This is a genomic window from Arthrobacter glycogeni (assembly GCF_054510815.1).
Map to the genome: position 1 here is coordinate 227,508 of NZ_JBTNDV010000004.1, position 23,769 is coordinate 251,276.

A 23,769-nucleotide genomic window follows, 5' to 3' on the forward strand; every position below is an offset into this window, starting at 1 on the left:
CCAGAAGACGTGTGGTCCGACCACACCCAGAGTGAAGCGAGGACGTCATGCCTTCCCAGATTCCCCCAGCACTTAAACGACGCATCCCGAAGGTTAAGGACCTGGCGCCGCTAATGCAGTTCAAAAGGCCGGAGCTGGGCTCCGCTGCCCGGCTGAAGCGGGCCAGCACTATCTGGGACTTGCGGGATATTGCTAAGCGACGGACCCCGACCGCCCCGTTCGACTACACGGATGGAGCGGCCGAGGCCGAAATCACCCTGCGCCGGGCTCGCGGCGCCTTCCTTGACCTTGAGTTCCGGCCGGGGATTCTCCGCAACGTCGAGACGGTGGACACATCGGTGCCGGTCCTGGGTCAACGGTCAGCCCAGCCCTTCGGGATTGCCCCCACCGGGTTCACCAGGATGATGCAGTCTGAGGGCGAGTATGCCGGCTCGCGCTCGGCGGAGGCCGCGGGCATCCCCTACACGCTGTCCACCATGGGCACCGCCTCCATCGAGGATGTTGCGGCGTCGTCGCCCAACGGCCGCAACTGGTTCCAGTTGTATCTCTGGACCGACCGGGACCGGTCAATGGAGTTGATCGATCGCGCAGCCAAGGCGGGCAACGACACCCTGATGGTCACCGTCGATACCGCGGTTGCTGGGTCACGGCTCCGTGATGTGCGGAACGGGCTCACCATCCCGCCCGCCCTCACCGCGAAGACGGTGCTGGATGCGTCCTACCGACCGGCGTGGTGGTTCAACTTCCTCACGCATGAGCCGCTAGCCTTCGCCTCGCTGTCCCGTTACCCGGGCACTGTGGCAGACCTGATCAACTCGATGTTCGATCCCACCCTCACCTATGAGGACCTCGACTGGCTCCGCGACGTCTGGAAGGGCAACCTGGTGGTCAAGGGGATCCAGACCGTCGACGACGCCAAAAGGGCAGTCGACCACGGCGCGGACGGGCTGGTGCTGTCAAACCACGGCGGCCGCCAACTGGATCGGGCCCCGATCCCGCTCCATCTCGTGCCCGACGTCGCTGCGGCTCTAAAGGGCAAGACCAGCATCATGCTGGACACCGGGATCATGAGCGGCGGTGACATTGTGGCGGCTCTGGCGCTCGGCGCTGATTTCACCCTGATCGGTCGCGCCTACCTGTACGGGCTGATGGCCGGAGGACAGGCGGGTGTTGACCGGACGATCGAGATCCTCAGCAAGGAAGCCGCGCGGACCATGCAGCTGCTCGGCGTCAATAAAGTGGAGGACCTCAGCCCCGACCACGTCCGGCTGCTCTAGGGTCTCTGACTGGGATCAAGTGGGAGGCTCCCCCGAACCCGGGGAAATCCAGCGCGTAGACGGGACCACCTTGCTCACAGTGGGCACGAGTTGCTCAAATTCTTTCGGCTTTATTTCCGGCCACACTATATTATCGACGATAAAACGTTCAAGTGTTTGATTTTGGGGCTAGGATCAAATTTGAAACCCGCCTCCGGGGGTTTCATTGACCACAAGGGATCAAGCGAATGGAGCACCAGCGGATGAATTATCCGTTGCAGTACCGGCGTGCTCGTGCGCTGGTCTACGCGGTTCTTCTGTTCTGGCTCTGGGCCTGGCTGGGAAGCAGCTTCTTCATCGCGAGCCTGTTCGGCTCACCTGTCCACGCGCTCCTGGCGATGTATGCGCTCACCGTTGCAATCCTGGTCTCCATTCCCGCCTGGCTCCTGGCCGTCGCCCGGATGCTCCTCACACGCTCACACCCGACAACGTGTTCCGCGCCCACCACCGTCGTCACAAAGCTGAGCGCCAAGCGCTCCGCGGCGCTACCGCCCTCCGGCGTGTCCAACTGGTGGTTCTCGGACAAAGCGTCCTGAGTTAGGCGAAACCTGCGTCAATCCTTCGGGTATTTCGGAAAGCCTTTGTCAATTTGGGGCGGTTCCCGTAGTAGTCGCAAATCTATACTTTTGAGGTGACCTTCTGAGGTTCGGCACTTGTTCGTGCCGAACCTGTTTTGTGTAGGACCTCCCGGGATCTGCGGCAAAGCGGTCAGTCTCTCGCCCCGGTTGAGTTAGGAAAACACATGCGCGTCTTCAGGCGATCCGCCGCGGCCCTGACCGGCCTGATCCTCTTGGCATCAACCCTACCCACGTTGACCGCTGCGCCTGCCTCGGCGGCGCCGGTCGCACCCGAAGACAAGGCAATCGTCGAACCCGTCGAAGGGACGCCGCGCTCGATTCACACCTACGAATCTGGCTACGACTTCGAAACCAACGGGCAGCCGCTGGAACTGCAGAGTGAGGGCGGCGCGAGCGCCGAGCCACAGGATGTTCCGGCAACCGTGGAGCCCGCGCAACGCACGGGTGCCATCAAGGTAAAGCTGGTCACAGTGAAGCTCGCCGACAACGCCAACGAAATCTCGATGGCCAACGCTGTGAACGCCGTCAACGTCTCAAATAACTACTGGAAGTCGATGTCGAACAACCGGCTCTCCTTGTCGGTGACCTCCCAGGTAGCCGGACACCAGTCCAAAGCGCGCTCCAACTGGTCCTACAACGACATCATGAACCAGGTCACCAGCGAACTCCGCTGGACGTACAGCCCCTACACAGCCCTTGTCGTGTTCATCCCGTCAGCACTGCCCGGTGGCATCCTCGGCTACGGCTGGAGCAGCAATGGCACCAGCGGCCGGATCCTGATGCCACAGATCAGTAACTTCACTACCAACGTGGTCACCCACGAATTTGGCCACGTGCTCGGCCTGATGCACGCCGACGCCCTGCAGTGCGGAAGCGGCGCCTCGGATACCGGCGTCACCAACGGCCGATTCACTGACAGCACCTGCTACATCCGCGAGTACGCCGACACGATGGACCTCATGGGGTCCGCCCAATGGTTCCAGACACCCGTGATCAGCTCCAGTTTCTGGGACTACGGCAAGTTCGGTCGCGGGGACGAGATCCGCAACGTCGGTGTCGCCTCGGGCCGCAAAAGCTACACCCTGAAACCCTGGGCTGGCACGGCCTCCAATCGGGCGGTCAGGTTCACCGATCCCAAGAGCGGTGAGGTCTACTACCTTGAGCTTCGGGCACCGGTGGGCTACGACCGCGATCTGGCAGTGAACGGCAACTTCGGAGTCAAGATTGTGCAGCTCGGCGGCTCCGCCGCGAACGCCTCACTGATCCTGATGCCTTCCACCAGGCCGTTCGCTGGCTACTACGCACCGAACCACGCCTGGAAGGCTGGCAAGACCTTCACCACAGCTGCTGGCACCAAGGTCACCATCAACTCGCTGTCCACCAGCGCAGCGACTGTCACCATCGATGCGGGGACCATCGACACGCGCGGGCCGTTCAGCGACATCGCCGCATCAGGCTTTCGCGGCGAAATCGAATGGCTCTACTCGAACGGCCTCACCACCGGCTGGAAGGACGGCACCTACCGTCCCGCCGCCACCATGAACCGTGACGCCATGGCAGCATTCATCTACCGGCACGCAGGGAGCCCTGCCTTCAACGCGCCGGCACGGAGCCCGTTCAGGGACGTCTCAACCAACAACATGTATTACAAGGAAATCGCGTGGATGTCAGCGATGGGACTTTCCACCGGTTGGGGCGATGGCACCTACCGCCCACTGCAGCCCATCAGCCGCGACGCCATGGCGGCGTTCATGTTCCGCTACACCGCTGACGCCTGCAACCTGGGCGGCGCCGCAGGGTTCGCTGCTCCGTCCACCGCACCATTCAGGGACGTGCCGCGGGGCACCGAGTTCTATAGGGAAATCGCCTGGATGAAGCAGTCCGGCGTTTCCACCGGTTGGAACGACAACACCTTCCGCCCCCTAGACAACATCACCCGCGAAGCGATGGCCGCATTCGTGTACCGGGTCGACGGCGTCCAGCGGAGCCTTGGCGGCTGCCAGCTCTAACCCGGTACCGCATCAGGTCTTACTCTCCGAGGGCGCCAGGTCTCTGGCGACCCTCGGAGAGTAAGTTGTGTCCAATGGACTCCGTGAAGCAGGTAAACGCCGGCTGCTCACACTCGGCACCGACCGGAGGTTACCCAGCGCCGTCGAAATCCTGCGGCCCGGTACCCGGAACCGTCCTGCCTGGTTAGCCTCCGCGCCCAGCCCAGTGGGGTGCCGACAAAAAAATGACCCCTGTTCGCGACCAGCATCTTCGCTGCACAAGGCGGATCGTTCCCGCTTTACGGTCTGGTGCAGTAACCGTAGCCACGATGACCGTCTCAGGCGGCGCGCCGCGGGACGGCCAGGCCCTGGCGGTCGAGGCCCTCCGAAGTCATCTCCTATCCTGAATACTGCAGGGTCGCCGACCTTCCAGTAAGGTGAATGAGTGGACTTCTCCCTCACCATGACCGCAGGCCATGTCAGCGCCTGCCCGATGACGCCGCGGCGCTCGCTGCACTCATCCCCGAGGGACACCTACTGCGCGCAGTAGCGGATGTCTCCCGCTACCCGGTGTCAGGCTTGACCGCCGGCGCCAAACAGAGACACAAGATTTCGGCCGGTCACGGCCACGCTGCGGCCACCCGCAGCTCGCACATATCAAGTGAAAACGAGTAACTACTGTGAATAACAAGGCCACCCTGAACGCTCCGCCAGCATTGGCGAAGGGCAGCATGCGCATTGTCGCCCTTGGCGGGATCGGCGAAATCGGTCGCAACATGACCGTGTTTGAGTTCAACGGCAAACTGCTGATTGTCGATTGCGGCGTCCTCTTCCCCGAGGAAGTCCATCCCGGCGTCAACCTCATCCTCCCGGACTTCTCAGCGATCCGGGACCGCTTGCACGACATCGTCGGCGTTGTCCTGACCCACGGCCATGAAGACCACATCGGCGGTATCCCCTACCTCCTGAAAGAACGGGCTGACATCCCCCTGATCGGTTCGCGTCTGACGCTCGCGTTCATCAAGGCGAAGCTTAAGGAACACCGCATCAACCCGAAGACCATTCAGGTCGAGGAAGGCGCCAGGAAGCCGATGGGTCCGTTCGACCTGGAGTTCCTCGCCGTCAACCATTCCATCCCCGACAGCCTCGCCGTAGCCATCCGCACCAGCGCCGGAATGGTCCTCCACACCGGTGACTTCAAGATGGACCAGTTCCCACTTGACCGTCGGATCACCGACCTCGTCGGCTTTGCGCGCCTTGGCACTGAAGGCGTTGACCTGTTCCTGACCGACTCCACCAACGCAGACGTGCCCGGCTTCACCACGTCGGAAAAAGACCTGCTACCGGCAATCGATACGGTGTTCCGCACCGCACCCCGCCGCATCATCGTCTCCAGCTTCGCCAGCCACATCCACCGAATCCAGCAGGTCATCGATACCGCGCACCGGCACCACCGCAAGGTGGCTTTCGTAGGCCGTTCAATGGTCCGCAACATGACCATCGCCCGCGAACTGGGTTACCTGACCATCCCCCGCGGCATCCTGGTCGACTTCAAGAAACTGCAGCAGTCCGATGACCACAAGGTGGTCCTCATCTGCACCGGTTCACAGGGTGAACCGCTGGCAGCACTGTCGAGGATGGCCGGTGGCGACCACGCCATCCGCATCGGCGAGGGCGACACCGTCCTGCTGGCCAGTTCACTGATTCCCGGAAACGAAAACGCCATTTACGGTGTAATCAACGCCCTCACCCAGCTCGGCGCCAACGTGGTCCACAAGGGCAACGCGAAGGTTCACGTTTCCGGTCATGCCAGTGCAGGCGAGCTGGCCTACTGCTATAACATCGTCAAGCCCCGCAACGTCATGCCCGTGCACGGCGAGTGGCGTCACCTCAAAGCCAACGAGGCTATCGCCGTCGCTACCGGCGTCGACCCAAAGTCAGTCCTCATCGCCGAAGATGGTGTCACAGTGGACCTGGTCAATGGCAAGGCCACCATCTCGGGGAAGATTCCCGCCGGACTGGTTTTTGTCGACGGCGACAGCGTGGGCCACACCACCGAGGACACGCTGGAGGAGCGGCGCAGGCTCGCGGAGGAGGGCGCCGTGACGGTTCTCGCCATCATCGACGCCAAGACCGGCGAGGTGGCTGAGCCCCTCGAATTCTTCACCAAGGGCTTCGAATGCAGCCAGGATGATCTCGACAAGGCCTCCGACGCGATCGAGAAGTCCCTGGTCAACCCGGGCGGCGGGCGCAACGGTGGCACCAATGATCCCGAGGACGTCATCGAGCGGGCCACCGCTTCCTGGATGCGCCGGTTCTACAACCGGACACCAGTGGTGACGGCGATCGTCGTCGACGCCTAGCCACACGGCGCCAGGTTCCCAAACGCTCGGGGAGCGGTCCCGGCCGCGCGGAGGTGACGGCCTTTCGGCTATGGGCTGCAGGTGACCTAGTTCCCGACCAACGGCGTTCCTTCGATGGCCAGGATGGTGACGTTGATATGCCCGACGGCGAGGCCGCCACGCTGAATGGTTTCAGCGGCGATGGCTTGTAGTTCCCGGGCAAGGCTCAGCGCTGGGTGTCCAACCTCCGTCGCGATGTCGAGATGCAGATTGACCACTCCATCAGTGAGGGAGAGGACCATGCCATCGCGGGTTGCCACGATCGGATCCGGACTGGTGGAACGGAGCGTCTGGTGAAACGTGTTGACCGACGCGATCTTCAGCCGTTTCATGACGCTGCGGACCGTAGGCTCCAGCCGCAATAAACCCGGTTGACTCCCGAGCGATTCGGTCAGCATATCCGCGATCACTTCGAGATCGAGTAGTCGCCCTTCCATCGCCTGATCAGACATCGTAAAGGTCCTCCACGATCACATTGATCTGTTTCATCGAAATTGTGGTTTGTCCTTGCACAACCGAGCCGATCCGTTCGCGGAGCAACTTCATCGTCGCCGGAATTTTCACCGTCGAAGACAGCGCTACCTGCAGCGTTATTCGGATGTCTGCGACGTCAACGGGATCGGTGGAGGAGGGCTTGGTCCCAGGAGTGATGATCGTACATCTGCGGGCGTGGACCCCTGGCAAGGTTGAGGCGGCAAAGCGGATCAAACCGTTCAGCGCCTGCTCGCTGATGTCGATTGTTCCCAGAGCAGTGGTATCGAGGGGGGCCCGACGGCCCCGGCGGATCTCTGCTCGGGCAACCATCATGATTGCCTCCCTGACGCGGGCCCCCGGCTGAAGATCGGGATCTTGCCGGTCACGATCTCGCATTGACTCGGTCACCGCCGCAAGGTGGTGAAGGGCTGCGCGAGCGCTCTGGCACTCACCACAAGCCCGCTCATGAGCGGTGGGAGGCTCATCAATCACCGACCACAGGTCATCGAGCTCCCGGCCACAGCCTAGGCGCGGGCGGTCATCATTCAACGCCATGACTCCATCCCTTCTGCCAACGATCGTTTAGCCCGGGCAATACGTCCACGAATGGTGCTCTCCGGGAGTTGCATGATCGCCGCAATTTCGCTGTAGGAAAACTCGTGGACCTCACGGAGCAACCAACACGCTCTCGGACCAGGAGGCACAGTAGGCAGCAGATCTGCCAAAGCCCGCATCTGAGCGTGGTTCTCATACTCCTGCGCCGGATCCATGGACCGACTGACGCTCACCGCGTCGCGCGCCCCAAGGCCACTAGCGGACTCGAGTTCTGCGGTATCCATTGGATCCGCTGGCCGTCTCTTCCGCTTCCTCAACGCGTCCAGACATTTATTGGTTGCGTTTCGGTAGAGCCACGGGACGAAAGCTTGAGGGGCGGACAGTTTGGGTAGGGTCCGCCAGGCTGAAATAAAGGTCTCCTGCACAATGTCTTCGGCTTCGGTCCTATCGTTCAGCATCCGAAAACCCAGTCTGTAAATGCCACCCTGATAGGCGGAGATCAACCATTCAAATGCCTGAGGATCCCCATCCTGAGCCCGCGATACAATCGTCAACTCATCGAGCTCGTCCAGCGACACCCCCACAGAGTCGCTCCAGGACTGGTGCGGGGACGCGTTGCTGCCCTCGGTCGCATCGCCGCCAGCCGCGGCCTCCACCGAATCCTTGGTGGCAGGAGAACTGCCGACAAGAGACGCCGGCTCCTGCGCCACAAGACTCTCCAGGGAGGGTCCCTGATCAGACGCATCACCGGATCCGGATCCAACGTCGCGGTCCTCGCCAGAACCCGAGCCGCGTTTCGGCTCGTCGCGGTAGCCAGCCTGATCCATGCGGCCCCTCCTCTAATGACGCTGTCGTGACGAACTAATACTGCCGCTCAAAGTGCTGAGTTGCGATTTCAAGCTCGACACGGCTTGTGACATTGCACTGGCTGAGACCTGGACAAGCCTATGACACTTTCTCAAGGAGCCGCCACAGTCACCCCACAGTCCTAAAGCTAGCCCATGCCTCCAGAAATAAGTTGGGCAGAACGCGTGACGTTTTGGGTGATCGCAGCGTCTTACCCCATGTACCGCAAAATCTCTTGATGAGTAGATTGGATTTATATGTCAAACGATCAGAACCCCACAGCACGACGCTCGGATGTCGTTCCAGCCACCGGCGAGGAGCAGAAGCGTCAGGCAGAGCAGCAGTCCAAGGACAGCAAACAGGCCAAGAACGTGGGCCCGCTCCAGACGGATCAAGGCAACACCACCATCAACGAGACAGTCGTGCAGAAGCTCGCCGGCATCGCGACCCGCGAGGTCCCCGGGGTCTTCGCCATGGGCAGCGCCGGTCGCCGCGCATTCAGCAGTCTCTCGGAGCGTATTCCCGGCTCGCAGACCAACGTCGCCGGCGGGGTGAGCGTTGAGAAGGGCGAGCGCCAGGCCGCCATCGATCTGTCGATCGTCGTCGAACACACCGCCTCCATCGTCGAGGTAAGCCAGATGATTCGCCGCAACGTCATCGCATCTGTTGAAGATGCCACCGGGCTAGAGGTCATCGAGGTCAACATTAACGTGACCGACGTGCACCTCCCCGAGGATGACCAGAAAGAGAGCAGCGACTCAGGTCGCGGCGAACTCCAGTAACAACGGTTCTAGAGGTCTTCACTGTCGTCCGACGTCGGTGGGGACCTCTAGACTGGGCCACCCTCCGAGGCTGCCCCCAGCGCCTCGTGGTCTCGGCCGGCCCTTATCATTCGTGTAGTCACCCTGCAGCACTACTTTTGCAAGATGGAAGGTATCAATCATGAGTACAACAGCTATGGGGCTGCTTGTCGGCCTCGTCCTCGGCTGGGCCGCGGCGTTCGGCGGTTTTTCCGAATTCCTCATCGTCGCCGTGTTCGGCGCCGTCGGCCTGCTTGTGGCGCGAATCATTGACGGCAAGCTCGACATCGGTGCTCTGACCGGCCGCTCGAGCTCGCGCCGATGAACTCCGCTGAAAGCCAGGGCGGACCGCAATCGCGCAAGCGCATCCGGAACAGTACCCCCAACCCCGAGGAACGCGGCACGCTCACCATCGCAGAGAAGGCCATCGAAAAGATCACAGGTCAGATTGCGTCGGAAGTACCCGGCGTCAGCGGATCGACTGGCGGGTTCCTCGGTATTGGCGGACACAGCGACGAAGATGCCCGCCCGCGGGTCAAAGTCCAGCTGAACGGTCTTATCGCTTCCGTCCAGGTGAGTGCTGGCGTGCGCTACCCGGCTCCGCTGCGTGCGACAACTGATCGGCTTCGGCAGGACATCCGTGAAAAGGTCAGCAGCCGCTGCGGTGTTGACGTGCGCCAGGTAGATATCGACATCGATGTCCTGGTGAGCCAGTCCAACTCAAACAGCCGAAGGGAACCCCAATGAGCCCGAAACCAGCTTCCCAATCCCTACGCCGACGGTCGAGCCGATCACTGCCAGCCACGATTACGGCCGCCGTGCTCTTGGGTTTGGCTGCAGCAGCCGTGTGGATCGGGATCAGCCGACTGGTCACTGGCTCGTGGCCCGCTTTTCTTTCTCCCCTGCGGGAGGGCCTCTCAACGCTGACCTGGAACAGCCCAGCAGTGTGGATGGCCGCAATAGTGTTCCTGATCCTTGGAATCGTCCTACTGGGCGCCGCACTCCTTCCGGGTAAGCACACCACTGCGCGCCTGTCAGGGCCGGCAGGCTCTGACCCACGATCGTCGGAGACAGTCATATCCCGCCGCGGGCTTACGAAGATCACCAGCGCCCATCTCGACCAGGCGGATGGCGTGGACAGCACCTCCGTCCGGGCCACAGCCAAAAAAATCGACGTGATCGTCAGGACACCGCTCCATGATTCGGGAGACCTCTCGGACAGGTTGCGGGATTCGTTGACTCGCAAACTGGAACGCATCGGTCTCGACCCCATCCCCAAGGTCGTTGTCCGCGTCCGCACCAGCGAGGACTAGCATGCACACCGTCAGCTGCCTTACCGTCAGCAAACGACCCCATGTCCGAAGTAATAGCCCCGCTTCATTTCTTGGAAGGAACCACTCATGAGGGAAACTGCTGGCGGCCTCAACCGCTTCTGGCTGGCGGTCGTCGGTCTGGTACTACTGGTCCTTGGCGCCGTCGGTGTCCTTCTGGCCAGTGGTCTTGCCGCGAGTCTTGCCCGGTCTCTTGGACTCGGGATCCAGCCCGCCCCGGCAGACCAGACTGCTCTACCAACCGGCTTCCAAGACCTCTTTGCCAATCAAATCGCAGCAATAGTCGTGGCGATCGTCGCTCTAGCCGCTGGGCTGCTTGCCCTCGGATGGCTGCTTGCCCAGGTCCCGAGGCGCAATCAGGCACGGGCCTTCCGCCTGCACACCAACGACGGGATCGACGGATACACCAAATGCGAACCGCGCGTCGTCGCGGAAGCAGTTGAGAATGGGACCAGAAACCTCCCCGGGGTGACGTCGGCGTCGGTACTACTCCGTGGAACGTCAACCGCGCCTGAACTCAACATTGACGTGAAGGTAGATGACCGTGCGGATGTTCAGGACATCGTGCGCCGTATCCACCGGGACATCGCAACCGATCTCGAGATTGCGCTGGAAGCACCACTCCGGAAGCTTGCCGTCCTCGTGAATGTCACGGCGCACAAGGGTAGAGACAAGGCCGCCGTTCTCTAGCTGATGAATCATGGCTGAGTGGATCAGCGCTGAGCGACGGTCCACTCAGCCATGATCCAAGGCAGTACAATCGGGTCATGCAGTGGTTTAAGGTTAAACACTGGGTTAAAACAAGCATGTGGGTTATCCCAGTGCTGTTTATTCTTGGCGGGATAGTCCTGTCCTCGACCTTCATCGCGATCGACCCCACAGGTGAACTAGTGCCGCAGAGCATCAGCGGCGATGCTACCGCTGCAATGCAAATCCTCTATCTGATTTCGTTTGCTATGCTCACCCTCACGGGCCTGGTACTCTCCATGGTCGTCCTCGTCGTGCAACTGGCGATGAGTACTTTCTCTCCCCGAATCGTCCGTCAGATCCTTCAGGACCGGCCATCGCAGTGCACTATCGGACTTTTCGCCGGGACCTTTACCTTCTCACTGCTGACAATGCGCACGGTTGTGACGGCACCGGAGGGCGGCACCGCACCCGGGCTAGCTGTGGCGGTCAGCATCATGCTGGTTCTTTCCTGCATTGTTACCCTGGTCTGGTACCTCAACCATATTGGCCAGTCCTTGCGTGTTGCCGCCTTGGTTGGCTGGGTCGCCAAGGATACCCTCGCCGCTCTCGACAGAATTTTTCCTGCAGGCCGAGAGGAACGGCAGCGCGATGACCAGCTCATACTCACGAAGCGCAGTGGAGTTCTTTTCGAATTCAATTCGGCCCGACTCATCAAGCTCGCTCAGAGCGCAGACTGTTCCTTCGAACTCTTGTGGTCCGTAGGCGATTTCGTACCGACCGATGCACCGCTCATCCGCATTCACGGCAGTAACAACAAAGTGAACTCAGCGGCGGTTTGCCGGTGTGTTGCGCTGGGCCCTGAACGCACCCTCAATCAGGACGTCGCCTACGGCCTACGCCTGCTCGTCGACGTCGCTCTGGGCGCCGTTTCGTCCGGACCCTTTGAGGATCCGACGACGGCAGTACAGGCCATCGACCGAATCCACGACGTTCTTCGTCACATCGTCCTTCGTCCCCTCCACACGGGGGAGTACGCGGACGACGACGGCGAGCTGCGACTATCGGTGCCTTCACTCACGTGGGACGGCGTCGTCGAACTGGCCTTTAACGAGATCCGCAGGGCCGGCGCCGCTTCGCCTCAGATCACCCGTCGCCTCATGTCAGCGCTGAGCGATCTGGTCAGTCTCGCTCCGCCCGACCGAAAGGCAACCCTCGAACGCCAGCGGTGGCTACTCCGCGAGTCCGTTGAGGTTTCGGTTGACAATCCGGATGACCGGCGGCGGGCCCTGATCCAGGATCCCAGTGGAATCGGGTCAAGCACCGACCTTGTGCGTTCGCCCCGCGACGTACTTTCCTAGAGATTCTTCTACCTTCACCCACGCAAGCCGGGCAATACCCGCGCACAATCAGCGCAGAAAGAACCCCGCAACGGGAGTCTTCGTTCCGTTGCGGGGTTCGGTTCTGGGTGCGGCTCTGATTCTTTAGCCGCCTTAGCCGCCGAGGCCGCCGAGGCCGCCGGGGAGCTTACCGAGGAGGTCCTGGGGGTTGATGCCTAGCTTACTAAGCATGCCCTGGTCCTTATCGGTGTCGACCTGGTCCGGCAATTCCTGCTCGGCCTGGTCAGCTTTATCGTTATCACCCTGGCCCTTGAGGAGATCAAGGATCTGCTGCTTATCGATTTTCATTATTGTCTCCTTTGTTGGTCTTCTTCTGCTATTCGTCAAGCCGCGAGAAGCGCAGCACTACTCACTCCTCACCGGGCAGAGCCGCGGCGGCCTGTCGTCATCCGAGACTCAGGTCCGCAGACCGGCCTTATCAACCTTGCGATGGAAGCGCATTCCCGCAAGACCACCGAGGATCGCTCCGATGAGGGCCACTGCCGCTGCGATCAATGCCGCAATAACACCGGTAGTGGTCAGGTCATCCCCCGCGGGGATCTGTGGAAAGCTGTTGATCTGCGAGAGGATGTTGAACTGTTCTCCGGCGACGAGTCCTAGTACCGCTACGACGATGGCGATAACGATGGCCCAGACCCACACTGCGATGCCCTGCTTCATACCGTTGAATCGCGCCATTCTGCCGGCAACGTACCCTCCGCAGTAGTAGGCGATCAGCAAGATGACCAGCAGCACGATGCTGCTGACAATACCGGCAGTCTGTGGATCCGACGCTGCTTCTCCCGCGATGTCGGTGTTGGTTGCCGAGCCGACCGCCGCACCAAGGGCGGCGGCGAGGGCACTCAGAAGGATCGCGGTGCCCGTAGCGGTGAGCCACCCGAAGAACGCAGAACCAATCTTGATTCCGCCAAACTCTTCCTTCTCCCGCGGAACGTCGTGCTCAGCGTTGTGGTCTACATCAGTGTTGTTGTTGTGCCGGAGCGAGTCACCGTGGTCTCGCTGAACACGTCTCGGGCTGGTGTCGTCTGTACGGCTATGCTCCGGACGGTTGTCCGGGGACTGGGCCGAGCCTGCGCTGGTACTCATATATCACTCCTAAATTATGGACCGTGGTGCCGGGCGGGCACTTGTTCGGCACCCGCCCGGCATCATGGGTCGAATAATTTTCTAGCGGTTGTCCCGGCGGCTGTCGTCGGTGGTCAGATCAGCGTCCGTGTCGGTATCAATCTGCTCCTTGCGGACTTCCTCGGTCACGGTTTCCTGATCGGTGACGGTTTCCTTGCCCATGCGGACCCGCTCCACCGCAACGGTTTCTTTCTCCACGACAGGAACCTCGGCGTGAAGAATCACCTCGTGTTCCTCTTCGCTGATATCCGGCCCCGAGGTTGCGGCATCGCGGTTGGCGTCAGTGATTGGCTCGCGCTCAATAGTGACTTCCTCGCGGCTGACCGGGACGGTCTTGGTGACCATCTCGGTGACCACGTGCTTGCGCAGCCGTGCGCGGCCGGTCTCCCGGCTCTGAGTCCCGATGTTCAGGCGTTCTTCGGAACGGGTCATTGCGTCGTCGGTGGTGGGGCCGGACGTGTCGTGGCCCACGACGCCGGACTCGCTAGCGTGATCGACGCGCTCGTCGCCTGGCTGGAATCCTGGCTCGCCGCTGGTCGTGCGCGACTCGTCGTAGGAGTTGTTCTCGCCGGGGCTGCTCAGGCCGTAGTGCTGGTGCAGCCTGCCTTCTTCCTCAACGCTTAGGTCGCCGTCGGGGTCAACCCGGGGTGCGTCCTTGATCTGGTCTTTGGAGTATCCGACGCGGACGTCGTTGCCGTCCGCCTGGGCACCTTCCAGGGGTGCGAACGATTCCGAAGTGCCGAACATCCCGGTCTTTACAGTCACCCAGCTGGGGTTCCCGGTCTGGTCGTCGAGGTAGATCTGTCCGACTGAACCGACCTTGGTGCCGTCGCTGTCGATGACGTTTCCGCCGTTGCTCAAAAGGTTGTCGATATTTTCCTGCGTGATCATATTCTGCTCCTTGCTATCAGATTTCGGTGATGTGCTGGACAGTGCGATTTGCGGGTAACTCTAGTAGCGGTGCGCGCCCGGGCCCTGAGGCTGGGCTTTAGGTGCCTGCTGCTGGGCCTTGGCCTTCGTCTGCTGCGCCTGCTCCTTGACGGATGGTGCGTTCTGGGCCTGCTCCTTGATCTTGGGGGCTTCTTCCTCAGCCTTGGTGAGGTAGGTTTCCCAGCGCTGGGACATTGGCTTGATCAGCCCGCCGCCCGCGCCGACGACAATCACCCCGCCAATGGTCGCGAGAACCGCGATCAGAATCGGGGTGGTGACGGTGACAGCGATGTCCACCTGGTTCAGCGCAGCGATGACGCCGATGCCGATGATGAAGATGCTCGCAATGTTCGCCAGCACCTTGCCGTAGGACAGACCGCCAAGCGAACCCTCAATGAGAGTCTTGACTGCTGCAGCGATCGCCGCGCTGATGATGACGATGATGATCGCGATGATGATCTTGGGGAGGAAGGCAATGATTCCAGCCAGTAGATCGCTGACCGGGTTCTGGCCGAAGACGCCGAAAGCGAACTGCAGCACGAACAGGACCAGGGTGTAGTACAAGATCTTCGCAATGATGTCACTGGCATCCAAAGACGACTTGTCAAGTGCCTTCTTCACCCCGCCGCGCTCGACCAAACGGTCGAATCCAACCTTCTCCAGCACCTTCGACAGTGCCTTCGAGATCGCTTTGGCGATCAGCAACCCAACGATAAGAATGACGAGAAAAAGCAACAGCAACGGCACGAATGCCACCACTGCGGCCAACCCGCTCATCAATGTTTCCTGCATAAATAACCTCCGGATGTGGTGCAACTGGTCGATACCTGAACCATGACAGGCTTTTCCCGATTTGGGAAGTCGACTTACTAAATTCGGGTATCCCTAGCTGTGATAGCTATGGTGGATGAGGGTCAGTCTTCCGCTGCCTCAGCGGTAACTGGCTTCACGCGGAACGGATTTCCCGTCCCCCGGTAAAGACGCCGTAGGCTAAAAAACCTCACACGCAGTCACGAATAAATTTTGTGGACTGGACTGGGCCACTCGCGGAAAGGCCCACCGTCAAGGGGGTCTTGACACCGTTACGCCTCGTTCCAACCAGCTGTCAGCATCAGTAAGCCGTTCCATTCTGAGTAGCATCTAGGCCCCTTGGACTCCCGCCACACAACGTGTCAGCTGCCAAGGTCTAGGGCAACAAGATAAGCATGCTGCCTTTTACCGCGGGGTATCAAGGGGTCCCAACTGGAGGGGTCCCAATAGGTCACCCCGGAAGCTCTTCTGCAGGCTGCAGAGAGTGAAGGTGCCCTCTCGAACGACTGGCGGCCGCGGGAGACAAGAAATACCATAATCAAGCGTGAGGATCCATGGAGGACGGTCGTCTTAATCCCTGCGTGGAAAAGCTTTCTCCCGAAGGCGGCTGATTCGCATCGCTCCACGTTCTGAAAAGTTCCTGTTCGCGGCAGTTTCCGCTTTAATCGATCAGTACGTGGCCGAGCAACAGGGTGTCGGTCCCTGCCTAAAATCCCGGTAATAGGTTCCTATCAACTCGCTCCAACAGAAAGAACCAACAGTTGTGAAAGCTGATCCGTTTGTCGGCGTAGTCCTAGCCACTAGCGCCATAACCGTCATGCGGGGGGACCGTAGTGGATAACGTTGCCCTGTTATTCTCTGCTGCCGGTTTGGCCGCATTGGCCGCCGCTATTCTTCCAAAGGTGCTGGGCAAGGTACCGGTATCCATGCCGATGGTCTTCTTTGCCGCCGGCCTTCTGGCGTTTTCGGTCCTGGATGTCCTGCCAAATCCCGACCCGGTCGCCCACGGCACGATCGCCCTGCACTTGACGGAGATGTGCGTGATAATCTCCCTGATGGGAGCCGGACTCGCGATCAACCGCCCATTTCGGTTCAAAAGCTGGGCCACCACATGGCGTCTCCTTGGTATCACCATGCCCCTTTCCATCATCGCCGTCGCTTTCCTGGGCTGGTGGATGCTCGGACTCGGCGTTGCCGCGGCCGTCCTCCTGGCTGCGGCCCTCGCACCGACAGACCCGGTTTTGGCTTCCGAGGTGCAAGTTGGTGAGCCCACTGAGGATGAGGAAGGCACGGACGAGGACGAGGCACGATTCGCGCTCACTTCCGAAGCCGGACTCAATGACGGGCTGGCCTTCCCCTTCGTCTACGTCGCCATCCTGATGAGCACCGCCGGCATCGCACCTTACCTTTGGATCGGCGAATGGCTCCTCCTCGATGTCCTGTGGCGACTCACGGCCGGCTTCATCGTCGGCATTGGCACAGGATGGCTGCTGGGTCGCCTGTTTTTCTCTGCCCCAGCGCAACGCCTTAAACTCTCCGAGAACGCCGAGGGCTTCACCGCGCTCGCCGCAACGTTCCTCGCCTATGGTGCCGCCGAACTAGTCAACGGGTACGGGTTCCTCGCCGTTTTCGTCTGCGCGTGCACTATCCGCGCCGCCGAACGCTCGCATGGCTACCACCGGGTTTTGCACAACTTCGTCGACCAGATCGAGCGGCTTCTGACCGTAATCATCCTGGTCTTGCTTGGCGGAGCAGTCGCCAGAGGACTGCTGGCGGGCGTCGGCTGGACCGAGATTCTGGCCCTCGCCGTGATTCTGCTCGTCATCCGCCCTATTACCGGGTGGATTGGATTGGCTCGCGGCAGGACCGGGCCCCAGGAGCGCGCCGTTATCTCCTTCTTTGGCGTCCGCGGAATCGGATCTCTCTTCTACATCGCCTACGCCCTCGAGAAGGGAAACTTTGCCGATGGCGGGTACCTGTGGGCCGTCGTTGGTCTTACCGTTACCGGATCCATCCTGTTGCATGGCGCTGCAGCCTCACCCATCATGAATTACCTTGACCGGCAGCGCGTCAAAAAGGCCGAAGCCGACAACCGGCCCGGGCAGGCACCCACCACCGCCGTGTGAGCCCATCCACGCCCCAAACCCGCCGCAGGCACCACAAAGCCAAGCACTCCGGCCGCAAGTGCCTCCGCAGGAACTACAGCAGCCGCCGGGCCGGACGAAGTGAACTCGGCAGGCGAGGAAGCGGCAAGATTTGACACGGGTATGGAACCTGAGCGTCGCTCCCCCCGAGCAAGGGTAGAGGTACCTACCGGGACCTCCGAGGCTGGGGATGAGGAGTCAGTGTTCCTGCCCCATCCGGCGGATGAGACGTGGCGGCAGGACCATCCCTATGAGGTCCTGATGACCGAGCGGGAGTATCAAAAGGCCAAACGTGTCCTGCAGATTGAGCTACTCAAGATGCAGGCATGCGTAAAGTCCACGGAGAAGAAGGTCGCAATCCTGTTTGAGGGGCGCGACGCCGCGGGCAAGGGCGGCACCATCAAACGGTTCACGGAAAACCTGAATCCCCGTGGTGCCCGGGTCGTTGCTCTGGAGAAGCCCAACGAGCGTGAATCGACCCAGTGGTACTTCCAGCGGTATGTTTCGGTGCTACCCAGCGGCGGAGAAATCGTCCTATTCGACAGGTCCTGGTACAACCGTGCCGGCGTGGAGCGCGTGATGGGATTCTGCTCACCCATGGAATACCTCGAGTTCATGCGCCCAGACCCACGGATTGCAACACCCAAGGCTGATCCCAAATCATCCGAAAGCGTGTGGTTTCCGTGTGGTTGAGCCGTCTCAAGACAGAAACTTAGCCCTCCCACCCAACGTTTCCGCAGGTCAGAGGACCTTCACAGTGGAGCTTAGGGGAATCGAACCCCTGACCTTTTCTCAGGGGACGGACTATTTTTGTGCCTGCCAAAACCTCGCATTGTGCCGAAAATCTGCGGAATCTAGACGGTTTTGTCGATTTGCAAGAACCATGAAATGTCACCGTATTTCATCGTTTCCGTGTGGTAAACGTGTGGTGAATACCGCCCTCGTCGATGAGCTCGTCAACCGCCACGGGCGAGAACCAACATTCCAGTCTGCCTGCTGAGAGGCCCTGACCCTCAAGGGTCTACCTGCTGATCCCAACCGTGATCTGTCTAGATCTGATCTATCAAAGTATCTGTCCGCTCAAGACCAGCGGAGAGTCCCCGGGGACGCTTCCGGAGTGGAATTCGCTGGGCGGCTACGCCGGTTCCGTTTCGGCTTGTCAGGATACTGTCCACCCTTCTCTTGGCAAGTCTCCACTGGCGGCTTTCGCGGCATATCCTCACTCGCAAGCTCCCTCCGGTATTCCACGGTCCCCCAGCTCCAACTTGCCAATTCACTTCGCGTCCAAGTGATGACGGCGTTGCCGAAAGGAACGGTGGAAAAGATTACAAACAAACGCAGGCAAACAAGTTGACCTCCTCCCCCTTTGCCGCTGGCAGCGGCTCGTGACAAGCGGTCCACTACGCAGATTCACGGGTGGCTCACCGCTGCCGCTGAGGATGAAGCCATCGGGATTTTGTGCCAGCAAGGCTACCTAATGAATGCTGACGGGCTATTGAGCATCATGAACTACACCGGTGAGACGCGGGACGGCATTCACAAAACTGCGCTGGGGTGTGCCACTGTCTAACTAACCGCACAGTCGCGGCCTGGGGGAACCCTTCCGGTTCAGCGCGGGCCAGGAGGATGCCGCGGTTCGGGTCCGGGCTGAATCTCACGGGCGGCGCCTGAACATGGTGGTCGCTCTGATTACGATCAGACGGAATCAGCCGCCGACCGATCAGGAAGAGACCATCCTGGACCGTGGATTAGGTGGCTCGACGAACACTCTGACGGTGTTCCCGTACTCGGGGATCTGCTCAAAGTCATCCAGAAGGGACCGGATGATCACAAAACGGCGAGTACACCGACTAGAACGCTTCACATATTGATCAGCCTAGGTCCATAGTGTTCCCGCACACTGAGGTGCTCTCGCGTTAGCACGGCTAGACTGCCGATTTTTGCAGGGTGGTCCTGAAGGTTGATGATGCGGATCTGCTCCGGAACGCAAAAGCTCGGAGGCCATGCTGTGACGATGGGGGGTCCATCCACATCTTCGATCCTGAGCCGGTGAAGTTCGGCGAATAGCCCCCGCCCAGTGGCCTTTAGTATCGCCTCTTTTCGAGTCCAAGTGCGAGTAAAGGTGCGGGCTTGGCGTGAGAGTTCAGCGCTGCGTAGCTTTCTCTCCTCGTCTGGGGTTAGCACTCATCACTGGCGCAGCCGAACCACAAATAGACGTGGTTCACGAGGAGCTTCCCGCATACATCATTTACACTTCGGGTAGCACAGGCCGTCCAGAAGGCGTTGTCATCCAACACCGTGCAATCGTCAACCAAATGTCCTTTCTGGCAGGGAAAGCAGGACTCGGCTCTGGGCAGAGAATCCTACTCAAGACCCCGGTCAGCTTCGATGCAGCGCTATGGGAACTGCTCGCTAACGCCGCGGGGGCCACAGTTGTTGTCGGCCGGGAAGGCACACACAGGGATCCAGAGGCCATATGTGACCTTGTTGTCAAACACGGAATAAACCTGTTATTGGCCGTGCCGACTCCGTGGACCGCGTTATTGGAAACCCGGCAATTCTCCCGATGCCGGTCATTGGCGAAGATCTTTAGCGGCGGCGAAGTCCTTGCCACCCACTTGGCAAGGGCCCTGCTTCACGCACTCCCCCAAGTGCAGCTGATTAATCTCTACGGCCCGACTGAGACGACAATCAATGCGACTTGGTTTCAGATCGAAAGCGGGGACATACCTGATGCCCCTGCAGTGAGCATCGGCTCACCAGTGCCTGGATGCCAAATATACATTTTGGACGACCTTCTCAGACCAGTCCCAGCGGGGGCACACCGGGGAACTCTGCATTGGAGGTCTACAGCTTGCCGCTGGATACCTACATCGACCAGATCTAACGGCCCAACGCTTCGTGGAAGCTCTCATCAATGGTCAGGTTGTGCGTGTATACCGGAGCGGGGACTCTGCGAGGATAAGCCCATCCGGCTCAGTCGAGTTCTGTGGTCGCCTGGATGACCAAGTGAAAGTCAATGGGCATCGGGTGGAAACGGATGAAGTCCGCCTGGCCATTGAATCTCACCGCTCGGTCCGCCAAGCCGCAGTCGTCCCATGGCGTAGCTCTAGTGACAGTACTGTTCGTCTCGGCGCGTTCGTCGAGCTGGACCCTGCAGAAGCTGCACTGATGGATCAAGGGGCATCTGGCGATCATCACCGTTCTAAATCCACACGGAACCTGGAACATGGACCAGTCAGCTGTTCTAGGGTACGCCTGGCTCTCGATCATTGGCGGCGCGCTTGCCTATGCGCTGTGGTTCCGAGGGCGCGAATACTCCCCCCAGCAAACATGGCTCTGCTTGGCATCCTCAGCCCCCTGACGGCAGCTGTTCTGGGATGGACGTTTGCTAAATCAGTCACTATCGCTTAATCAATGTCTGGGTTTCGTCTTGGCTCTGGCTGGCTCACTCCTCGGACAAGTTATCTAAAAAAGCCCGATCTGGGGTAACACAGAAACTCATCAGTTTGCTTTGCATTTCAACTTCTCCTGGAGATCACATGCCCTCTGTTATCGCACCCAAAACCCTTACCGAGATGCTTCATAACCAAGTGTTGATCTCCCCAGATGCGCTAGCCGTTATCGACGAGGAGGGCGCACTGTCCTTTGGCGAATTGTGGGATCTCGCGCAGCGTGCTGGGACCGCACTCGCTCTCGCAGGTGTAAAACCTGGCGACAGCGTGGGGCTGTTCATGGCGCCATCAAAGCGCCTGCTCGTAGCAGTGTGGTCGATCCTCAAAGCAAATGCTTCCTACCTGCCGCTGGCGGTGGACTACCCAGCAGAGCGCGTTTCCTTCATGATGACCGACTCAAAGATCCAGCACGTCATCGTCGATCAGGACAGTCACGACGCGGCCGAGCGTTTAGCGCCCGGCAAGGTTCAAATACATCAACTCAACGGAGCAGGTTCGCTTCTAGCATCCCCCTCCAATCCTCCGGGAGGTCCAGGTCGTACAGGTTGCGGATGACTTCCACCTGGTCGAACAGGCAGCGTAGTGCCAGTTCTTGAGCGACGCACGTCGGCTGGTTCCAGCCGCGAACGAGCGCACCGGTCATATCTGCCATGATGACGAGGAACCGTTGCGTGAACCCGACGTCGTATTCGTCGGCGAATCTGCTCGGCAGACCAGATAGAACGAAGGTACCGGCGATGTCCTGTCAGTCGGGCCGACCGAGTTTCCGCAAGCCGCTGAGATCCTCGAAAAGCTGGTCCACTAGGACCTTGGAGGCTTCCCAGAGAGCTCCGGCCAACAGCTTCGCCTGAAAGAGGCTCTTATCGCGCCGTTCAGGCGTGATTGAAACCATCCACTCAAGGTCGTCGGCGTTCCGCTGGGTCCGCTGACTGTCCGTCAGGTCCTCCATGCGGGGTTCGAAGCCCAGTTTGTTCCAAACTCAGGCCGGTCAGCCCTGTGCCAACATCGAGCGCGTGTTCCTCATAGTTATCCGGCCTGGCCATGACGCAGATGCTACCGCTCGCGCTTGCGTGGACTTGGGATCATGGGTTCGAGAGTTGCCTTCGGGGTGTATTCGAGGGCGGCTCCAGCCCTCGAATACACCTAAAGGCCCTATGGCGTGGCGCCCCGATGAGTTTCAGCCGGCAGGAAAAAACTAGTTGTAGCGCGGCACGCCGTGACGGCACTGCCTTCTTCATGGTGGTCTTACGCTGATGGACCTGCCGCGTCCGAGCGGTGACACGACATCCTGAGGCTGGGCCCTTCGCTTTGCTGACTAGCAGTAGGGTGTGAAGACTTCGTTCTCACAACTGGAGTCCATGTGCAGGTTTATCTGGCAGTTCCGCCGCTAGCCGATACGTCAACGGTGATAAAAGTTCTTAGGGCGCACGGTGCCGATCCTCGCGAGAATCAAGAACTGACGACGCTGGACTTAACGTCTCTAAAGATACCTGCGTCAATGCCGCGGTTTTGGGATCAGATTGAGGCTGTAGTTGCAGTTCCGCAGGTCGGAGGCGGCGAGGTAAGCGATTCCGTTCTAATTGACATAGGCATTGCTATTGGACGCCAAATACCACTGATTGTTCTCACCGAGGACGACGGCCTTATATCAAGGCTGGCCAAGCATTCAGTGGACAGTGCGAGGGCAAGCCTGTACACCGAGGATGCGCTTGATTCCCACTTGAGTTTGTTTCTCGCAGGGGCGCGGCAGCCATTCAAGATGTCCGATTTTGGCGGTCAAAAACCGCAAAGCAGAGTCGTGGCGGTGGACGCTCGCATGGAGTTGAACCGAATTCAAACATTGAATGGAGTTCAATTCCATGCAGCCCTCGAGGACTGGGTCGCAGACCTGCTGCGCAGGACCGGCGTGGCGGTTGCCCCGACCACCAACGATGATCGAGGCTTCGATTTTGTTCTGTCATTGCCCAAGCCCCAGCTCATCTTTGGTCCGATCCTCGTAGAGGTCAAAGGCAGGAGTCCGTTCCGCGACCTAGAGAAGACCGCGCTTCGCTTGCAGGGCATGGTAGCTCGGGAAAGGGCAACTCTCGGTCTACTGCTTTACTTCGACGTATTGGGACACACAATGGGGCGTCCCCTGGCTTTACCTGGCGTCGTCGTCATTAGTGTTCATGAGATGTTCGAGGCATTAGCGACAGAGACTTCGCTTGAGAAGATCCTGTGGCGTGCTCGCAACGAAGCAGCCCACAAGCTATGAGGAACTTCGACCCAACAGAAGTTAAGCGCATGCTTGCCGAGGCTGCTCAGTCGGGCACTGCCGATGCCAAGGGCAGGAAGTATGAGTCATTGCTTCAATATGTCTTCGAATCGGTGCCCGGCACTCTCGTAGTACCCAACCAGCGGAGCTATTTCGGCGCTGAACAGGTTGACCTTGCTGTAGGCAACCGCGGTGGATTTGACGGATTGCCTCGGCATTTTCTCGTAGAATGCAAGAATTATGATCACCCCCTTGACAGCAAGAGCGTCGGCTACTTCTTGTTTATTTGCATGACAAGAAAGTTCGACCTGGCAATCATCGCCGCGGCGAACGGACTTTCAGGGAACGCCGGGGATACAACCTATGCTCATTCATTAGCGCAGTCGGCATCCAGCTACGGGTGCAGGTTGGTCGTTTTGACTAACGCTGACCTTTTAGCGCTTCGAAGTTCTGATGACCTGGTGGAGATGCTAGAGCTGAGATACCTCGAGGCAATGGCGAACGGCGGCATCGGTGTCGGAAACTAGCTCCGACAGCCTTTACTTGATATAAGGTAAATTATCGGCGTTACAAAATGCCTAGTCAGAGGCGTATTTGTGGCTATCAAACGCGAGCAAACCACTGAGTCACTCACCAGCCGCCGCCGCCGCCCGCGCTTCGAGCAATCTGATCTA

24 protein-coding genes and 1 pseudogene are annotated in these 23,769 nt (G+C 59.9%); 16 read left to right on the top strand and 9 right to left on the bottom strand.

Going from position 1 to position 23,769, the window contains the following annotated elements:
- The first annotated feature begins 47 nt into the window (after nt 1-47).
- From ACX80G_RS06565 to ACX80G_RS06580, 4 genes are all read left to right on the top strand, one after another.
- Nucleotides 48-1,277: an alpha-hydroxy acid oxidase gene (locus tag ACX80G_RS06565; protein WP_459306591.1), complete on the top strand. Its 1,230-nt coding sequence runs from the start codon at nt 48-50 to the stop codon at nt 1,275-1,277.
- Between the two features lie 227 nt (nt 1,278-1,504).
- Nucleotides 1,505-1,852, top strand: coding sequence for a hypothetical protein (locus ACX80G_RS06570; protein ID WP_459306592.1), 348 nt, complete (start codon nt 1,505-1,507; stop codon nt 1,850-1,852).
- Nucleotides 1,853-2,058: 206 nt separating this feature from the next.
- A complete protein-coding gene (locus ACX80G_RS06575; RefSeq protein WP_459306594.1) occupies nt 2,059-3,903 on the top strand; it encodes an S-layer homology domain-containing protein in 1,845 nt (614 codons plus the stop codon).
- 710 nt (nt 3,904-4,613) lie between these two features.
- Nucleotides 4,614-6,245 carry a ribonuclease J gene (locus ACX80G_RS06580; RefSeq protein WP_459306665.1) on the top strand — a complete coding sequence of 544 codons (1,632 nt, stop codon included), beginning with the start codon at nt 4,614-4,616 and terminating at the stop codon, nt 6,243-6,245.
- An 86-nt stretch (nt 6,246-6,331) separates the two neighbouring features.
- Here the strand turns inward: ACX80G_RS06580 and ACX80G_RS06585 are convergent, their stop codons facing one another.
- The 3 genes from ACX80G_RS06585 to ACX80G_RS06595 all read right to left on the bottom strand — a co-directional run bounded on the left by ACX80G_RS06585 (nt 6,332) and on the right by ACX80G_RS06595 (nt 8,140).
- Nucleotides 6,332-6,736 (bottom strand): hypothetical protein, encoded by a 405-nt coding sequence (locus ACX80G_RS06585; RefSeq protein ID WP_459306596.1) that lies wholly within the window; start codon nt 6,734-6,736, stop codon nt 6,332-6,334.
- Nucleotides 6,729-7,091: an Asp23/Gls24 family envelope stress response protein gene (locus tag ACX80G_RS06590; protein ID WP_459306598.1), complete on the bottom strand. Its 363-nt coding sequence runs from the start codon at nt 7,089-7,091 to the stop codon at nt 6,729-6,731. The genes ACX80G_RS06585 and ACX80G_RS06590 overlap by 8 nt, the downstream gene beginning before the upstream one ends.
- A 212-nt stretch (nt 7,092-7,303) precedes the next feature.
- Complete coding sequence (locus tag ACX80G_RS06595) at nt 7,304-8,140, bottom strand: RNA polymerase sigma factor (RefSeq protein WP_459306600.1); 837 nt, start codon at nt 8,138-8,140, stop codon at nt 7,304-7,306.
- 276 nt (nt 8,141-8,416) lie between these two features.
- Between ACX80G_RS06595 and ACX80G_RS06600 the strand changes: the two genes are divergently transcribed.
- From ACX80G_RS06600 to ACX80G_RS06625, 6 genes are all read left to right on the top strand, one after another.
- Complete coding sequence (locus ACX80G_RS06600) at nt 8,417-8,941, top strand: Asp23/Gls24 family envelope stress response protein (RefSeq protein ID WP_459306602.1); 525 nt, start codon at nt 8,417-8,419, stop codon at nt 8,939-8,941.
- Nucleotides 8,942-9,101: 160 nt separating this feature from the next.
- Nucleotides 9,102-9,284 (top strand): hypothetical protein, encoded by a 183-nt coding sequence (locus tag ACX80G_RS06605; protein ID WP_459306604.1) that lies wholly within the window; start codon nt 9,102-9,104, stop codon nt 9,282-9,284.
- A complete protein-coding gene (locus tag ACX80G_RS06610; RefSeq protein ID WP_459306605.1) occupies nt 9,281-9,706 on the top strand; it encodes an Asp23/Gls24 family envelope stress response protein in 426 nt (141 codons plus the stop codon). The genes ACX80G_RS06605 and ACX80G_RS06610 overlap by 4 nt, the downstream gene beginning before the upstream one ends.
- Nucleotides 9,703-10,272 carry a DUF6286 domain-containing protein gene (locus ACX80G_RS06615; protein ID WP_459306606.1) on the top strand — a complete coding sequence of 190 codons (570 nt, stop codon included), beginning with the start codon at nt 9,703-9,705 and terminating at the stop codon, nt 10,270-10,272. Before ACX80G_RS06610 ends, ACX80G_RS06615 begins: the two co-directional genes overlap by 4 nt.
- A gap of 87 nt (nt 10,273-10,359) precedes the next feature.
- On the top strand, nt 10,360-10,980 hold the full coding sequence (gene amaP / locus ACX80G_RS06620; RefSeq protein WP_459306608.1) for an alkaline shock response membrane anchor protein AmaP: 621 nt from the start codon (nt 10,360-10,362) through the stop codon (nt 10,978-10,980).
- Between the two features lie 116 nt (nt 10,981-11,096).
- Complete coding sequence (locus ACX80G_RS06625; protein ID WP_459306610.1) at nt 11,097-12,338, top strand: DUF2254 domain-containing protein; 1,242 nt, start codon at nt 11,097-11,099, stop codon at nt 12,336-12,338.
- Between the two features lie 132 nt (nt 12,339-12,470).
- On the opposite strand, the gene ACX80G_RS06630 is transcribed toward ACX80G_RS06625, so the two are convergent.
- The 4 genes from ACX80G_RS06630 to ACX80G_RS06645 form a co-directional block, all read right to left on the bottom strand.
- A complete protein-coding gene (locus ACX80G_RS06630) occupies nt 12,471-12,665 on the bottom strand; it encodes a hypothetical protein (protein ID WP_459306612.1) in 195 nt (64 codons plus the stop codon).
- Nucleotides 12,666-12,773: 108 nt separating this feature from the next.
- Entirely contained in the window at nt 12,774-13,463 is a 690-nt protein-coding gene (locus ACX80G_RS06635) for a hypothetical protein (protein ID WP_459306614.1), read from the bottom strand.
- Nucleotides 13,464-13,544: 81 nt separating this feature from the next.
- Nucleotides 13,545-14,393 (bottom strand): DUF2382 domain-containing protein, encoded by an 849-nt coding sequence (locus ACX80G_RS06640; protein ID WP_459306616.1) that lies wholly within the window; start codon nt 14,391-14,393, stop codon nt 13,545-13,547.
- A gap of 60 nt (nt 14,394-14,453) precedes the next feature.
- Entirely contained in the window at nt 14,454-15,224 is a 771-nt protein-coding gene (locus ACX80G_RS06645; protein WP_459306618.1) for a mechanosensitive ion channel family protein, read from the bottom strand.
- 851 nt (nt 15,225-16,075) lie between these two features.
- On the opposite strand from ACX80G_RS06645, the gene ACX80G_RS06650 reads away from it, so the two are divergent.
- Entirely contained in the window at nt 16,076-17,368 is a 1,293-nt protein-coding gene (locus ACX80G_RS06650; protein ID WP_459306619.1) for a cation:proton antiporter, read from the top strand.
- A 141-nt stretch (nt 17,369-17,509) separates the two neighbouring features.
- Nucleotides 17,510-18,016 (top strand): annotated as a pseudogene (locus tag ACX80G_RS06655) (polyphosphate kinase 2 family protein); the annotation flags it as partial.
- A gap of 1,230 nt (nt 18,017-19,246) precedes the next feature.
- Here the strand turns inward: ACX80G_RS06655 and ACX80G_RS06660 are convergent.
- Entirely contained in the window at nt 19,247-19,570 is a 324-nt protein-coding gene (locus tag ACX80G_RS06660; protein ID WP_459306621.1) for a 4'-phosphopantetheinyl transferase superfamily protein, read from the bottom strand.
- Nucleotides 19,571-19,602: 32 nt separating this feature from the next.
- Here ACX80G_RS06660 and ACX80G_RS06665 point away from each other — a divergent pair, with 32 nt between their 5' ends.
- The gene (locus tag ACX80G_RS06665; RefSeq protein WP_459306623.1) at nt 19,603-20,391 is read left to right on the top strand and encodes an AMP-binding protein; all 789 of its coding nucleotides are present in this window, start codon (nt 19,603-19,605) and stop codon (nt 20,389-20,391) included.
- 537 nt (nt 20,392-20,928) lie between these two features.
- Nucleotides 20,929-21,396, top strand: a complete 468-nt coding sequence (locus tag ACX80G_RS06670; RefSeq protein ID WP_459306624.1) for an AMP-binding protein — start codon at nt 20,929-20,931, stop codon at nt 21,394-21,396.
- Nucleotides 21,397-21,586: 190 nt separating this feature from the next.
- Here ACX80G_RS06670 and ACX80G_RS06675 read toward each other — a convergent pair whose 3' ends face one another.
- Nucleotides 21,587-21,790: a hypothetical protein gene (locus tag ACX80G_RS06675; protein WP_459306625.1), complete on the bottom strand. Its 204-nt coding sequence runs from the start codon at nt 21,788-21,790 to the stop codon at nt 21,587-21,589.
- Nucleotides 21,791-22,201: 411 nt separating this feature from the next.
- Here ACX80G_RS06675 and ACX80G_RS06680 point away from each other — a divergent pair, with 411 nt between their 5' ends.
- Nucleotides 22,202-23,095: a hypothetical protein gene (locus ACX80G_RS06680; protein WP_459306626.1), complete on the top strand. Its 894-nt coding sequence runs from the start codon at nt 22,202-22,204 to the stop codon at nt 23,093-23,095.
- On the top strand, nt 23,092-23,622 hold the full coding sequence (locus ACX80G_RS06685; RefSeq protein ID WP_459306628.1) for a hypothetical protein: 531 nt from the start codon (nt 23,092-23,094) through the stop codon (nt 23,620-23,622). The genes ACX80G_RS06680 and ACX80G_RS06685 overlap by 4 nt, the downstream gene beginning before the upstream one ends.
- Nucleotides 23,623-23,769: the final 147 nt, after the last annotated feature.

Coding starts and splice junctions, on each gene's coding strand:
- ACX80G_RS06565 (WP_459306591.1), top strand. CDS start 48: ATGCCTTCCCAGATTCCCCCAGCACTTAAACGACGCATCCCGAAGGTT.
- ACX80G_RS06570 (WP_459306592.1), top strand. CDS start 1,505: ATGGAGCACCAGCGGATGAATTATCCGTTGCAGTACCGGCGTGCTCGT.
- ACX80G_RS06575 (WP_459306594.1), top strand. CDS start 2,059: ATGCGCGTCTTCAGGCGATCCGCCGCGGCCCTGACCGGCCTGATCCTC.
- ACX80G_RS06580 (WP_459306665.1), top strand. CDS start 4,614: ATGCGCATTGTCGCCCTTGGCGGGATCGGCGAAATCGGTCGCAACATG.
- ACX80G_RS06585 (WP_459306596.1), bottom strand. CDS start 6,736: ATGTCTGATCAGGCGATGGAAGGGCGACTACTCGATCTCGAAGTGATC.
- ACX80G_RS06590 (WP_459306598.1), bottom strand. CDS start 7,091: ATGATGGTTGCCCGAGCAGAGATCCGCCGGGGCCGTCGGGCCCCCCTC.
- ACX80G_RS06595 (WP_459306600.1), bottom strand. CDS start 8,140: ATGGATCAGGCTGGCTACCGCGACGAGCCGAAACGCGGCTCGGGTTCT.
- ACX80G_RS06600 (WP_459306602.1), top strand. CDS start 8,417: ATGTCAAACGATCAGAACCCCACAGCACGACGCTCGGATGTCGTTCCA.
- ACX80G_RS06605 (WP_459306604.1), top strand. CDS start 9,102: ATGAGTACAACAGCTATGGGGCTGCTTGTCGGCCTCGTCCTCGGCTGG.
- ACX80G_RS06610 (WP_459306605.1), top strand. CDS start 9,281: ATGAACTCCGCTGAAAGCCAGGGCGGACCGCAATCGCGCAAGCGCATC.
- ACX80G_RS06615 (WP_459306606.1), top strand. CDS start 9,703: ATGAGCCCGAAACCAGCTTCCCAATCCCTACGCCGACGGTCGAGCCGA.
- amaP (WP_459306608.1), top strand. CDS start 10,360: ATGAGGGAAACTGCTGGCGGCCTCAACCGCTTCTGGCTGGCGGTCGTC.
- ACX80G_RS06625 (WP_459306610.1), top strand. CDS start 11,097: ATGTGGGTTATCCCAGTGCTGTTTATTCTTGGCGGGATAGTCCTGTCC.
- ACX80G_RS06630 (WP_459306612.1), bottom strand. CDS start 12,665: ATGAAAATCGATAAGCAGCAGATCCTTGATCTCCTCAAGGGCCAGGGT.
- ACX80G_RS06635 (WP_459306614.1), bottom strand. CDS start 13,463: ATGAGTACCAGCGCAGGCTCGGCCCAGTCCCCGGACAACCGTCCGGAG.
- ACX80G_RS06640 (WP_459306616.1), bottom strand. CDS start 14,393: ATGATCACGCAGGAAAATATCGACAACCTTTTGAGCAACGGCGGAAAC.
- ACX80G_RS06645 (WP_459306618.1), bottom strand. CDS start 15,224: ATGCAGGAAACATTGATGAGCGGGTTGGCCGCAGTGGTGGCATTCGTG.
- ACX80G_RS06670 (WP_459306624.1), top strand. CDS start 20,929: ATGCCCTCTGTTATCGCACCCAAAACCCTTACCGAGATGCTTCATAAC.
- ACX80G_RS06675 (WP_459306625.1), bottom strand. CDS start 21,790: ATGGAGGACCTGACGGACAGTCAGCGGACCCAGCGGAACGCCGACGAC.
- ACX80G_RS06685 (WP_459306628.1), top strand. CDS start 23,092: ATGAGGAACTTCGACCCAACAGAAGTTAAGCGCATGCTTGCCGAGGCT.